The sequence below is a fragment of the Lysobacter sp. Root667 genome, from assembly GCF_001427715.1.
GTDB lineage: Bacteria > Pseudomonadota > Gammaproteobacteria > Xanthomonadales > Xanthomonadaceae > Lysobacter.
On the sequence record NZ_LMHF01000011.1, the window covers coordinates 251,531 to 264,291 of the forward strand.

A 12,761-nucleotide genomic window follows, 5' to 3' on the forward strand; every position below is an offset into this window, starting at 1 on the left:
GTCGTTCCTGCTAGCGCTCGGCGTGAATATGGGCAGCGGCGATGATGCGGTTCGCTACGCTCACCACATCCTACCCATGGCCGACGCGGCGACTGCGCCCGTCCTTATACTCGGCCCATGAAAACACTCGGCCTGCTCGGCGGCATGAGTTGGGAATCGACGGTTCCCTACTACCGCCAGATCAACGAAACCGTGAAGGAACGCCTGGGCGGCCTGCATTCGGCGCGGCTGCTGCTGTACAGCGTCGACTTCGCCCAGATCGAGCGCCTGCAGCATGCCGGCGACTGGAAGCAGGCCGGGCGCGTGCTCGGCGAGGCCGCGCGCGGGCTGCGCCTGGGCGGCGCGGAGCTGCTGGTGATCTGCACCAACACCATGCACAAGGTCGCCGCGCAGGTCGAAGCGATCTCCGAGCTGCCGCTGCTGCACATCGCCGATCCGACCGGCGCGGCGATCCGCGCCGCCGGCCTGCAGCGCGTCGCCCTGCTCGGCACGCGCTTCACCATGGAGCAGGACTTCTACCGCCGGCGCCTGAGCGAAAACCATGGCCTGGAGGTGCTGGTGCCGGACGAGGCCGGGCGCGAGCTTGTCCATCGCGTGATCTACGACGAGCTGTGCCTGGGCACGATCCGCGACGCCTCGCGCCAGGCTTACCGCGAGATCATCGCCGGCCTGGTCGCGCGCGGCGCCCAGGGCGTGATCCTGGGCTGCACCGAGATCGGCCTGCTGATCGGCCAGGACGATATCGAGGTGCCGGCCTTCGATACCACCGCGCTGCATGCGCAGGCGGCGGCGCTGGCGGCGATCGGGTAGTCCACCGTGCGGCCATGGGCCGCTCTCCGTGGGAGCAGCGTAAGCCGCGATCGTCTCTCCACTCCCCAGCGCACCACCCGCCTTGGGGTAGGAGAGGCGTAAGCCGCGACCGCGAACTTCGCCTGCTGGCGGGTTTCGCTCCGAATTCGCCTTCTGCCTTCTGTGGGAGCGGCGTAAGCCGCGATCGTCTCTCCACTCCCCAGCGCACCCCCGCCTTGGGGTAGGAGCGGCGTGAGCCGCGACCGCGAACTTCACCTGCCGGCGGGGTTTCGCTCCGGGTTCGCCTTCCGCCTTCTGTGGGAGCGGCGTAAGCCGCGATCGTCTCTCCACTCCCCAGCGCACCCCCGCCTTGGGGTAGGAGCGGCGTGAGCCGCGACTCGTCCATGAAGCGGCGCATCCGCCCAACTCCCATCGCGGCTCACGCCGCTCCCACAGACAGCTCCGGTCCTTTGACGCCTCGACTCCGCGCTACTTCGCCGGCAGCGGCAGCCCGCGGAACGCTTTCACCGTACGCAGCACGAAGCTGGAATTGATGTCGGCCACGCCCGCCTGGTTGAGCAGGCGGTCGAGCAGGAAGTGCGAGAAGTGCTCCAGGTCGCGCACCGCCACCAGCAGCAGGTAGTCCATGTCGCCGGTCAACGCATGACAGGTGACGACCTCGTCCCATTCGTTGACGAAACGCCGGAACGACTCCAGCGCGTCGGTATCGTGGTGGTTGAGCTGCACGCGCACGAAGGCCTGCAGGCCCAGGCCGATGCGTTCGGGATCGACCTCGGCGCGGTAGCCGGCGATCACGCCCTCGCGTTCCAGGCGCTGGACCCGGCGCAGGCAGGCCGAAGCCGACAAGTGCACGCGCTCGGCCAGTTCGGCATTGGTCTGGCGGCCCTGGCGCTGGAGTTCGGCCAGCAGCAACAGGTCGGTGCGATCCAGCTCGACGGCGGCCATATTCGTGCAACTATTTCGTTAATGACGCAAGAATCATGCGCCACAACCGAGTTCCGGCGCAACAACGCAAGCTTCTTGCGCGTATCCGGCGATACAGTCACGGATCAACCAGGAAACACCGCCATGAACGCCACCACGCCGCAGCGCGTCGAACACCAGCTCACCGACAAGGGCTACGTGCCGGTCTATACGACCGCCGTGGTGGAGCAGCCGTGGTCGACGTATAGCGCCGGCGACCATGCGATGTGGGCGCAGCTGTTCGAGCGCCAGCAGCAGGTGCTGGTCGGCCGCGCCAGCGACGAGTTCCTGACCGCGCAGCGCGCCATGCACATGACGCCCGACCGCATCCCCAAGTTCGACGACCTCAACGCCGTGCTGCGCGCGGCCACCGGATGGGAGCTGGTCGGCGTCGAGGGTCTGCTGCCGGAACTGACCTTCTTCGATCACCTGGCCAACCGCCGCTTCCCGGTGACCTGGTGGATCCGCAAGCCCGAGCAGATCGACTACCTCAGCGAGCCTGACCTGTTCCACGACCTGTTCGGTCACGTGCCGCTGCTGATGAACCCGGTGTTCGCCGACTACATGCAGGCCTACGGCCGCGGCGGCGTGAAGGCGCACGCGATCGGGCCCGAGGCCCTGGTCAACCTGACCCGGCTGTACTGGTACACGGTGGAATTCGGCCTGATCAAGCAGGCCGACGGGCTGCGCATCTACGGCAGCGGCATCGTCTCGTCCAAGAGCGAGTCGATCTACTGCCTGGATTCGGACGCGCCCAATCGCATCGGTTTCGATCTGGAGCGGATCATGCGCACGCGCTACCGCATCGATACCTACCAGAAGACCTACTTCGTGATCGACAGCTTCGAACAGCTGATGGACGCGACCGCGCCGGACTTCACCCCGCTCTACGCCCGGCTCGCCGAGCAGGGCTCGGTGCCGGCCGGCGACGTGCTGGCCGGCGACACCGTCTACCACCGCGGCACCGGCGAGGGTTGGCTCAACGACGGCGACGTCTGAGCGGAGCCGGGTGCCGGAACTCCGCGACACCGACGCGCGGACGACTGGATGCAGCGCAAGGAGCGGCCGGGGCGCCGCTCCATCGGGCCTGCGACGGCCGTGACGGACATGCCCGCGACGCACCGGCGTAGGTGCCCCTAGCCGAACGCAATGTCGTCGCCGTGGCCGCGATCACGCCGGGCGCGAACTTCCGTCCGCGATCGCGGTACCCGACGCAGCGACGGGTTTGCGCGGCGCATGCTTGCGGTCCAGCCACACCTTTGCGATCACCGCCGCGACCAGCGGACCGAACCAGGCGAAGTAATGCAGGGCCACGCCGTCCGCCGCCGGCAGCAGGCGCGGCAGGCCGATCGCCAGGAAGGCGACGTGAGTGGCGATGCCGTTGCCCAGCATCGCGCTGTAGTGCTCGATCATCCACCAGCGCGGGCGCGCGGCCAGCCGCTGGCGATGCCGGCGCTTCTTGAGCGTGTCGTAACCGATGAACAGCCCGATCGATGAGAAGCCGATGAACAAGGGCGAGCCGTCGCGCACGCCCAGCGCGAGCACGCCCAGGCCGGCCAGCAGCGCCAGCACGCCGGAGGCGACGTACACCGGTCCGGTGTAGCGCACGACATCGTGCTTGTCGCGGATCGCGCGCCACGCGGCCCAGACGCCGTTGGCGGTGATCGCCACCAGGTATCCCAGGAACACCGCGATGTAGAGCTGTCCCTGCAGGTAGCGCACCATGGCCATCGGCACCGCAGTGATCAGGATGCCCAGCATCGCCAGCAGATAGACCTGGCCGAAACGGCGATGCAGCGGGCTGCCCTTGCGCAGCGCGGCGGCGGCCCAGAACGTGCCCAGCGCGACCACGCCGATGGTTCCGTGCGTGGCCACCAGCATCGAGTAAGCAGTCATGACAGCGGCTCCTTGGCGGTTTCGCACAGCCTCCGCTGCTGCCGCGGCGCGGCGCAGTGTCGGCGGTCACCGCCGCGACCTGCCGGAAGTCACCTTTCGCCGAACGGGCATTGCCAGCGGTCGCGGGCGCACGCAGCATGGCCGCATGAAGTCGCTATTCGAACGAGTGATCCTGGGCAACGCGTTCCTGCGCGTGATCTTCCAACCGCTCAACCTGCCGGCCTTGCTGACCTGGCTGGCGGTGGCGCTGTCGTTGCGTTACGACAACGCCGACGACGGGCTCTGGCAGTGGCTGGCGATGGCGGGTTTCGGCCTGGCCTTCCTGATCGGCGATTTCGTGCCGCGCGACCGGCGCGTGGCGACCGCGCTGCTGCTGGCGGCCGAAGCAGTCTGCGCGCTGGCGGTGACCTGGACGGCGCCGCGCGGCGGCACCGCGCCGGCGCTGCTGGTGATCCTGTCGGCGCAACTGGCAATGATCTATCCGGCGCGGGTCACGCTGACGGCGACCGTGTTGATCGATCTGGCCCTGTACCTGCTGCTGCGCGCATCGGGCCACAACTCGGCCCTGATCGTGGTGCTGATCTTCGCCGGCTTCCAGGCATTCTCGTCGCTGATCGCGCACTACGCGCGCCGAGCCGAAGAGGCCCGCGACCAGCTCTCGCGCGTCAACGCCGACCTGCTGGCCACGCGCGCCCTGCTGGCCGACAGCGCGCGCGACGCCGAGCGCCTGCGGGTGGCGCGCGAACTGCACGACGTCGCCGGGCATAAACTCACCGCCATGACCTTGAACCTGCGCGCGCTCGCCGCCGATCCGGACTACGCCAAGCGCTCCGAAATCGCGATCGCGCAGCGCCTGTCGACCGAACTGCTGGGCGACATCCGCAACGTGGTCCAGGCCCTGCGCGACACGCGCGGGCTGGACCTGGGCGTGGCCCTGCGCGCACTGGCCGCGCCGCTGCCGCGGCCGCGCCTGGAGCTGAGCATCGCCGACGATGTCCACCTCACCGATCCGGCCATCGCCGAAACCATCCTGCGCCTGGTCCAGGAAGCGCTGACCAACAGCGCCCGCCATGCCGATGCCGAACACGTACGGGTGACGATCGTGCGCGACGGCAAGCGGCTGCGGGTCGGCGTCGAGGACGACGGCCATCTGCGCGGCACGCTGTGCGAGGGCAACGGCCTGGCCGGCATGCGCGAGCGCGTGACCGCGGCCGGCGGCACCCTGGTCCTGCAGACCACGCTGCGCGGCGCGCTGCGGATCGACGCGGAGCTGCCCGCATGAGCCCGCCGCGGATCGCACTGGCCGACGATCAGGCCCTGGTCCGCGCCGGTTTGCGCGCCTTGCTGGAGCTGCAGGGCGTGAGCATCGCGTTCGAAGCCGACGACGGCCAGGCGCTGCTGGACCGTCTGCAGGAAACGCCGGTCGACGTGGTGCTCAGCGATATCCGCATGCCCGGGCTGGACGGGATCGAGGCCTTGGTGCGGCTGCGCGAACGCGGCGACCGCACCCCGGTACTGCTGCTGACCACCTTCGACGACGGCGACCTGCTGCTGCGCGCGACCGAGGCCGGCGCACAGGGCTTCCTGCTCAAGGACGCCGCGCCGGAGGATCTGTACGACGCGATCGTGCGCGTCGCCGCCGGCGACACCCTGCTGCAGCCGGTCAGCACCGAGCCGGTGCGCGCGCGTTACCGCTACCACGCCGACGACGCGCCGCGCGCGCTGTTCACCGAGCGCGAAGTCTCGGTGCTGCGGCTGATGGCCGGCGGCTATTCGAACAAGGAAATCGCACGCGCGATGTTCCTGGCCGAGGGCACGGTCAAGAATTACGTGTCGGTGATCCTGGAGAAGCTGGACACCCGCGACCGCACCCGTGCGGTGCTGAAGGCGATCACGCTACGGGTGATCTGAGGCTGCGCAGGCGCGGCCGAAGAGGGCCGCTGCAATGAGCCAAGCCGGCAAACGGCTGGCTGGTGCGAGCTCGATGGGAGCGGGCTCGATAAGTACGGACTTGATGGGTACGGGTTCTCGGGCCCGGGCCCGGGTCGGCGTGGCGACCACAACCCTCTCCCGCGAACGGGAGAGGGCGGTGTGCGGAGGCGGCGCGGGGCCGCGCTCCGCGAGACGGGCGATCAGGCCGCGGCGTCCTTGAGCTTCTTCAGCGGACGCACCTTGACCTTCACCGAAGCCGGCTTCGCAGCGAACCACTGCTCTTCCTTGGTGAAGGGGTTGATGCCCTTGCGCTTCGGCTTGGCCGGCACGTTGACGGCCGTGATCTTCAGCAGGCCCGGCAGGGTGAACGCACCCGCGCCCTTCTTGCTGATCGACGCGTGCACGGCGCCTTCCAGCGCCGACAGCACCGAGCGGATGTCCTTGGCGACCACACCCGTGGTTTCGGCCAAGTGGGCGACCAGGCCCGACTTGCTCAGCGCTTCCTTGATCGGCTTCGGAGCGGCCGGCTTGGCGGCAGCCTTCGGAGCCGCCTTCTTCTTCGCTACAACTTTCTTCTTCGTCGCCATTTAATTGTCCCGGTGATGCTCGATGAATGGATGGTTTGCCAGGAAACCCCTTCGGCAAGGCGGAATGTAGGACAACACGGCGGCCGCGCCAAGCGCCGAATGGCGGAAAGAGCGCTTTTTTTTCACTTGCGCGCCTGAGCGGTCGCCGACGCGGGTGCGGAACGGCTCGAAATCGGGTCGAAAACGCGCCGCGCCGCAGCAGGAATGGCACCGCGAAAGCGGCCCGAATGCGCCGCGTCGACCGTCGTCACGCGCTCCTCGCGCGCGCCCCGCGGTTCAACGGACGTCGGCAGGATTGGCGCCGACCGAACGCAGATAGGCGTCGAGGCCGCGCTCGCGGCTGTCGCCGAAGGTCTCGCCGGTGGCCGCGTACTCGACGATGCGGTCGGGCCGGAAGTTGCGGAAATCGCCGCGCAGGCGGCACCAGGCGCCCAGGGTCCAGCTGCCGCCCCAGAACGACAGGCACAGCGGTTCGACCTCGCGCTGGCTGGCGCGCGCTTCGCCGTCGCGGTAGAGCAGGCGCAGCACGCGCAGGTCGGAAATCGCCGCATGCAGGACGTCGATCAGGCCGCTGGCCTCGATCCGGTCGCCGAGCTGGGGCGCGAAGATGCGGGTGCGCCGGCTGCGGTCCTTGAGCTCCGGCGGCAGCACCGCCTCGATCTTGAGCAGGGCCGCGGTCGCGCTTTCGCCCAGGCGCTCGCCCGCGAACGCGCGCACGAAGCGCGTGCCGACCACCAGGGCTTCGAGCTCGTCGGGACTGAACATCAGCGGCGGGATGTCCGACCCCTTGCGCAGCACGTAACCGACTCCGGCCTCGCCCTCGATCGGCACGCCGGAGCGCTGCAGGTCGGCGACGTCGCGGTAGACCGTGCGCAGCGATACCGCCAGCGTCTTTGCGAGCTGCTGGGCGGTGATCGCTTGGCGGCGTCCGCGCAGGGCATGGATCAGCAGGAACAATCGGTCGGCGCGGCGCATGCCGCATGATCCCGCGACGCGGGTCCGGGCTCAACACGGGCGGGGGAACGGGGCATGGCGGTGGGTGTTTGGGTGTCGGCTGGGGGGAGCGATTGAGATTCGTCTGGCTGGGTGGGAGAGGGTGTGGATGTCGCTGGATGCGCGCGCTTGTGGGGATGGCGGGTAGCGGCATTGCGCGGTGGCGCGGCGCTTGCGCTTGCCCCAGCCCTCTCCCGCGAGCGGGAGAGGGGGCCAAGAGCGCGCTGATAGGCACTATCGAGCGCTTGAACTGCGCGAAGTCCTGAGGCTCGCGCTTCGACGTCGGCGATCCGACGCTCGCCTTACGAAGCGACCGCTAATTCCGTGTCCGAATCGCGGCCGTGGCGCGGGTCGCCGACCGCTGCGGCCATCGCCATGGCGCGGGCCACCGTCGCGGCCGCGGCCTTCTGCGGCGCGTCGACGTCGGCCAGCTCCGAGCGCGCCGCCGGGCCCAGTCTCAGCAGCACCGGTGCCGCGGCCAGGTCGCCCAACATCGCTTCCACCAGCACGTCGCGCCAACGCGGGTCCAGGTTCAGCGCGCGCGTCGCGTTCGCCCAATGGTCTTCGTCGGCGTAGCGCGCGAACCACACGAACACCCGCTCGCCCTCGCGCACGGGCAGGCGCGGGAAGCTGTTTTCGCTGGGGTCGGTCAGGTAGGTCGCGACCAGTTCCGCGCCCGAAGCGCGCAGCAGCGGCGCGAACGCAGAGTCGAACAGCTCGCCGAAACCGTCCTCGGCCGGCGCGTTCAGCGAGCAGATGCCGGCGACGTAGACCGCCTCGGGCAACTGGCTGGCGCCGACCGGCGCGCGCGCCGCCGGCGCCGGCGGGAAGCCGGAGCCCGGGCGCGCGGGCTTGAGCAGCAGCACGTCGTCGTTGTCGAGCAGGGTCGCGTTGGCGGCCTCGCGGTGGCGCTGCCAGACCGGCCCGGAGTAGAACGAATTCAGCGCCGCGGCGCGCTCGCGCATGCCCGGGAAGCCACGCACCCAGACGTAGCGGTCGGGCCCGTCGAGGTCGCGGAACTGGCCGATCACGTGGATGCCGACCGCTTCCTGGGTTTCGATGAACTCCCGTTCGAACAGGCCGATCAGATCGTCGCGCCGCCCCGGGTTCATCGTGTACTGGCGCAGTTCGATCACCGCGTCGTCGTGGACCAGGCGGCCGCTCTCGTCGATCCGGCGCATCCACATGTGCCAGTTGGTTTCCCAGGTCTTGCCGCCGTCGGCGGAGAAGGCCTGGTGCCAGTGCGCGGCGTTGGCGCTGATCTGGTCCCAGGTGAACTTGGCCAGGACCGGGCGGCCTTCGTGCTCGGCCGCGCCGACGAAGGTGCCGACGCCGTCCTTGAACGCGCCCACCACCGGCGGTTCCAGCACACCGTCGTGGTTGCCGGCCCAGTACAGGCTCCATTGCCGGGTTTCCGGATTGAACAAGCGCAGGGTCATGCCGAGGAATTTCTCGGCGCTGCCGGGGCGGCCCCAATCGCTGACGAAGTCGTCGACGTTGCCCAGGCCGCCGAGGATGGGCTCGCAGCGCTGGCTGGCCTCGAACACCTCCCAATCGGTCGAGCCGGCCAGGCGCTCGCGCAGGCGTTCGTTGCGGATCGTCCAACGGCCGTGGAAGAAGTCGAAATCGTGGCGGCCGTCGTTGGCGGATGTGCTGTCGTTCATGACATGTCTCGCTGCGCGCTTGCGCGCGTGGGGTTCACGGGATCGTTCTGCGGGCGTAGTGCGGCGCTCAGGCCAGCCGGGTCATGTGCATGACCCAGTTGGTTTCCCAGGTCTTGCCGCCGTCGGGCGACAGCGCCTGTTCCCAGCGCAGGCTGCGTTCGTTGATGTCCGACCAGACCGCGCGCGAGGGCAGCATCCGGCCCTGGTGCGCTTCCTGGCCTTCGAACACGCCGACGCCGTCGCGGAAGGCGCCGATCAGCGGCGGTTCCAGTACGCCGTCGCGGTCGCTGGCCCAATACACGTACCACTGCCCGGTCTGCGGCCGGTACAGGCGCAGCGCCATGCCGACGATGCCGCCGCCCCAGTCGGTGGTGTAACGGTCCATGCTGCCCAGGCCGCCGAGCACCGGTTTGCATTCGTCGACGGCGTCGAACTCGATCCACTCGTCGCTGCCGGCCAGGCGCTCCTTGAGGCGGCGGTTCTTGACCTGCCAGCGGCCGTGATAGAAGTCGAAATCGTGGCGGCCGTCGCGGCGGTCGTCTTGATGGGACATGGCGGGGCGTCCTGTCGGGGAAGGGGTGGCGGCGTGCGCGAGCACGGCGGTCGCGGGCAGCGCGGCGGCGATCGCCGCCGCCTGGGCGGCCACGCCCCATTGCAGGATTCGTCGTCGTTGCCGGTCCATGCTGACGCTCCGCCCGTGCCTATCGCACCGGCACAGACTGCGCCTGGGCTGCTGCCAGCCTGCTGTCAGTAGCCTGACTTGCGAATTCACGGCACCGGGTCGGGCGCACGCGGGAAAAACACCGCGATACAGAAGCCGCAGCCGTCGATGCCGTCGCAGGGATGCAGGCTCGCACCGTGGATCTGGGCGATGCGCGCCACCAGCGACAAGCCGATGCCGCTGCCGCTGTCGGGACGTCCGGGTGTGGACTGGCCGGGCACGCGGAAGAAGCGGTCGAAAATACGGTTGCGGTCGGCTTCGGGCACGCCGGGGCCGTTGTCGGCGACGCGCAGCTCGACGCCGGCCACGCCGTCGCGGGTCGCCTGCAGGCACGACACCGCGACCTGGCCGTCCATACCGGCGTAGCGCACCGCGTTGTCGATCAGGTTTCGCAGCAGGATGCCGAGCTGGTCGACGTCACCCAGGATCCTGCAGGGCTCGGACTGCAGGCTCACGCGCTGGCGGCGGTCGCGGGCCAGGGTTTCGAAGTCCCGCACCACCAGCACCACCAGTTCCGACAACGACACCGGCAGCAGCGGCGCGGCATCGACGCCGGCGTCCAGCCGCGCCATGTCCAGCAGCTGCTCCGACAGTCGCGCGCTGCGCTGCACGCCGGCGGCGAGCCGCTGCAGCGCGGTGTTCTTCTCCTCGATGGTCTCGGCGCGCAGCGCCAGATCGGCGTGCGCGGTCAGCACCGCCAGCGGCGTGCGCAGCTCGTGGGCGGCGTCGGAAATGAAGCGGCGCTCGTGCTGGACCGCGTTGTCGACGCGCTGGAGCTGGCCGTTGAAGGCGTCGACCAGCGGCCGGAATTCGCTGGGCAGGTCGGGCGCGACCAGCGGGGTGAGATCCAGCGGCTTGCGCTGCAGCAGGGTGTTGCGCAGCGCGGTCAGCGGCCGCAGAGAGCGCCCGATCACGCCCCACACGGCGATGCCGAACAGCACGAAGATCAGCGCCGCCGCGAGCACGCTCCAGGCGATCCAGCCGCGCATCTCGTTGGCGATCTGGTACTTGGAGCGGCCGACCTGGACGGTGATGCCGCGCTGCGGATCGGTGAGGCTGTACACGCGCCAGCGCTCGCCGTCGATCACGCGCGTGACGAAACCGTCGGCGTAGTCCGGCTTCAGCGGCTCCAACGGCGCGGCCGGCGAATAGACCACGTTGCGGCCCTCGACCCAGACCTGGAAACTCATCTTCCAATCGCGCGCGCCGTTGGGGATGGGCGGACGCGCGCGCGCCGGCAGGTTCTTCAGGCCGTCGGGCATCGAGCCCAGGACCTGCGCGGCGATGTCGCGCAGCGAGGCGTCCCACAGGCCGGTGCGCTCCATGCGCTGCTGCCAGACCTGGCAACCCATCCAGACCAGCCAGGCCACCATCACCGCCTTCAGCAGCACCCAGGTCAGGCGCCAGCGCAGCGAACGCGTCCTCATGCCGAGGCGCCGCCGATGCGGTAGCCGTAGCCGTGCACGGTCGCGATGACGCCGTCGCCGAGCTTGCGCCGCAGCTGGTGCACGTAGACCGCGATGGTGTTGCTCTCGATGGTGCCGGAACTGCCGTACACGGCCTCTTCGAGCTGCTCGCGCGTGACCACGCGGCCCTGGCGTTCCATCAGCAACATCAGGGTGCGGAACTCGTGCGCGCTCAGCGTCACCGGCTCGCCGTCGCGGCTGACTTCGCGCCGCGCCGGATCCAGCACCAGGCCGCCGCAGCTGAGCACCGGCGACACCCGGCCCTGGCTGCGCCGCATCACCGCGCGCAGTCGCGCGTACAGCTCGTCGGGCTGGAAGGGTTTGACGATGTAGTCGTCGGCGCCGGCGTCGAGGCCGACGATGCGGTCGCTGAGCTTGTCGCGCGCGGTCAGGATCAGCACCGGGGTGGCGTCGTAGCGCCCGCGCAGCGCCGACAGCACGCTCAGGCCGGAACTGCCGGGCAGGCCCAGGTCCAGCAGCACCGCGGCGTAGGTGTGGTCGACCAGCGCGGTCTTGGCCAGGCCGGCGTCGCCGACCCAATCGACCTCGAAACCGTTCTGGCGCAGGCCGTCACGCACCGCCTCGGCGAGCATGACGTCGTCTTCGACCAGCAGGATGTTCATTGCGGCAACCGTATCCGGACTTCGTGATGGGAGCGAGCGGAGCGAGTGCGGAGCGTGACGCGGCGCGATTAAGAAGTTCTTAAAGCCTTTAAAAACTTCTTAAAACCCGGCGCGCAGGATCGATCGTGCCGGCCCACCCCACGGGCCGTATCGAACGGAGATCGCCATGCTCGTGTCGTCTCGTCCCGTATTGGCCCTGATCCTAACCCCGGCGCTGCTCGCAGGCTGCGCCTCCATCCCGCGCAGCAGCACCCCGCTGGCCGAAATCGCCGCCCTCGACTGCGACCGCCTGGCCGAAGAACAGGCCCTGGCCGAGCGCACCCGCGACGCCGCCAGCCGGGCCCGGCGCGGCGCCTGGAAGGCGGTGCTGCCGATCGCGGTCGGCGTGCGTTACGCGTCGGCGGGCTCGGCGCTGTCCGACGCGCAGCGCCGGCTGCAGCTGATCGGCGCCCGCCGCAGCGCGCAGCAGTGCGCGCCGGCCGCCGGCGAAGCCGGAATCGTCGACCTGGGAGCCGAGGTATGAACCTGTCGTCCCCCACCGCGAACACGCCCGAACGCAGCCATCTGGCCCTGGTCGCCGCCCCCGCCGGCATGCACGCCCGCAGCGTGCAACGTGCCGACCTGCCGGCCTTGCTGCGCCTGTGCGAAGAGCACGCGGCGCAGAGCGCATTCGAGCGCCTGCCCTATGGCCATGCCCGCGACGGCCTGCTGGAACTGCAGGAAGCGCTGTTCGAACCGCCGCTGCGGGCTTGGGCCTGGGTCGCCTTCGTCGACGGCGAAGCCGCCGGCTACGCCAGCGCCACGGTCGGCTTCTCGCTGCTGGAACGCGCCTACCACCTGTGCCTGGAAGGCCTGTATGTGCGCGCGGCCTGGCGCGGACACGGGCTCGAACCGCTGCTCTTCGAACAGGCGCTGGCGGCGGCCGAGCGCTTCGGCTGCATCAACCTGCAGTGGCAGGCGCCGGCCTGGAGCGAAGCCGCACGCGCATTGGACCTGCCGCGGCGCGCGACCCGCATGGAAGCGCTGCGCTACGTGCTGCCGGTCGCCGCCGAGGCCGGATGACGCCATGTCCGATCCCGATCCCACCACGGGCGCCTGGCCGGTGC

General features: G+C 69.8%; 15 protein-coding genes. 6 read left to right on the forward strand and 9 right to left on the reverse strand.

All coding sequences use genetic code 11. The features are described from left to right. The first annotated feature begins 117 nt into the window (after positions 1-117). A complete protein-coding gene (locus ASD78_RS11205; RefSeq protein ID WP_056101366.1) occupies positions 118-810 on the forward strand; it encodes an aspartate/glutamate racemase family protein in 693 nt (230 codons plus the stop codon). Between the two features lie 468 nt (positions 811-1,278). Here the strand turns inward: ASD78_RS11205 and ASD78_RS11210 are convergent, their stop codons facing one another. Next, positions 1,279-1,755 carry an Lrp/AsnC family transcriptional regulator gene (locus tag ASD78_RS11210; RefSeq protein WP_055905489.1) on the reverse strand — a complete coding sequence of 159 codons (477 nt, stop codon included), beginning with the start codon at positions 1,753-1,755 and terminating at the stop codon, positions 1,279-1,281. 123 nt (positions 1,756-1,878) lie between these two features. On the opposite strand from ASD78_RS11210, the gene phhA reads away from it, so the two are divergent. Beyond that, on the forward strand, positions 1,879-2,772 hold the full coding sequence (gene phhA, locus ASD78_RS11215; RefSeq protein ID WP_056101368.1) for a phenylalanine 4-monooxygenase: 894 nt from the start codon (positions 1,879-1,881) through the stop codon (positions 2,770-2,772). 171 nt (positions 2,773-2,943) lie between these two features. Here the strand turns inward: phhA and ASD78_RS11220 are convergent, their stop codons facing one another. Further along, positions 2,944-3,669, reverse strand: coding sequence for a hypothetical protein (locus ASD78_RS11220; protein ID WP_156087713.1), 726 nt, complete (start codon positions 3,667-3,669; stop codon positions 2,944-2,946). Positions 3,670-3,814: 145 nt separating this feature from the next. On the opposite strand from ASD78_RS11220, the gene ASD78_RS11225 reads away from it, so the two are divergent. Both ASD78_RS11225 and ASD78_RS11230 read left to right on the forward strand, forming a co-directional pair. After that, entirely contained in the window at positions 3,815-4,951 is a 1,137-nt protein-coding gene (locus ASD78_RS11225) for a histidine kinase (RefSeq protein ID WP_055905498.1), read from the forward strand. Next, on the forward strand, positions 4,948-5,580 hold the full coding sequence (locus ASD78_RS11230; protein ID WP_055905500.1) for a response regulator transcription factor: 633 nt from the start codon (positions 4,948-4,950) through the stop codon (positions 5,578-5,580). The genes ASD78_RS11225 and ASD78_RS11230 overlap by 4 nt, the downstream gene beginning before the upstream one ends. A gap of 221 nt (positions 5,581-5,801) precedes the next feature. Here the strand turns inward: ASD78_RS11230 and ASD78_RS11235 are convergent, their stop codons facing one another. The 7 genes from ASD78_RS11235 to ASD78_RS11260 form a co-directional block, all read right to left on the reverse strand. After that, entirely contained in the window at positions 5,802-6,188 is a 387-nt protein-coding gene (locus ASD78_RS11235; protein ID WP_055905503.1) for an HU family DNA-binding protein, read from the reverse strand. Positions 6,189-6,310: 122 nt separating this feature from the next. Beyond that, positions 6,311-6,439 carry a hypothetical protein gene (locus ASD78_RS21695; RefSeq protein ID WP_255355392.1) on the reverse strand — a complete coding sequence of 43 codons (129 nt, stop codon included), beginning with the start codon at positions 6,437-6,439 and terminating at the stop codon, positions 6,311-6,313. A gap of 25 nt (positions 6,440-6,464) precedes the next feature. After that, positions 6,465-7,163 carry a YafY family protein gene (locus tag ASD78_RS11240; protein WP_055905506.1) on the reverse strand — a complete coding sequence of 233 codons (699 nt, stop codon included), beginning with the start codon at positions 7,161-7,163 and terminating at the stop codon, positions 6,465-6,467. A 320-nt stretch (positions 7,164-7,483) separates the two neighbouring features. After that, entirely contained in the window at positions 7,484-8,845 is a 1,362-nt protein-coding gene (locus tag ASD78_RS21215) for an NIPSNAP family protein (protein ID WP_056101375.1), read from the reverse strand. 67 nt (positions 8,846-8,912) lie between these two features. Further along, positions 8,913-9,398, reverse strand: a complete 486-nt coding sequence (locus ASD78_RS11250) for a hypothetical protein (RefSeq protein WP_056101465.1) — start codon at positions 9,396-9,398, stop codon at positions 8,913-8,915. Between the two features lie 215 nt (positions 9,399-9,613). Beyond that, positions 9,614-10,993 carry an ATP-binding protein gene (locus tag ASD78_RS11255; RefSeq protein WP_055905512.1) on the reverse strand — a complete coding sequence of 460 codons (1,380 nt, stop codon included), beginning with the start codon at positions 10,991-10,993 and terminating at the stop codon, positions 9,614-9,616. Beyond that, positions 10,990-11,655 carry a response regulator transcription factor gene (locus tag ASD78_RS11260; RefSeq protein WP_055905515.1) on the reverse strand — a complete coding sequence of 222 codons (666 nt, stop codon included), beginning with the start codon at positions 11,653-11,655 and terminating at the stop codon, positions 10,990-10,992. Before ASD78_RS11260 ends, ASD78_RS11255 begins: the two co-directional genes overlap by 4 nt. Positions 11,656-11,821: 166 nt before the next feature. Here ASD78_RS11260 and ASD78_RS11265 point away from each other — a divergent pair, with 166 nt between their 5' ends. Both ASD78_RS11265 and ASD78_RS11270 read left to right on the forward strand, forming a co-directional pair. Continuing rightward, a complete protein-coding gene (locus ASD78_RS11265; protein ID WP_156087714.1) occupies positions 11,822-12,178 on the forward strand; it encodes a hypothetical protein in 357 nt (118 codons plus the stop codon). Further along, complete coding sequence (locus ASD78_RS11270) at positions 12,175-12,717, forward strand: GNAT family N-acetyltransferase (RefSeq protein ID WP_055905520.1); 543 nt, start codon at positions 12,175-12,177, stop codon at positions 12,715-12,717. The genes ASD78_RS11265 and ASD78_RS11270 overlap by 4 nt, the downstream gene beginning before the upstream one ends. Positions 12,718-12,761 lie beyond the last annotated feature (44 nt).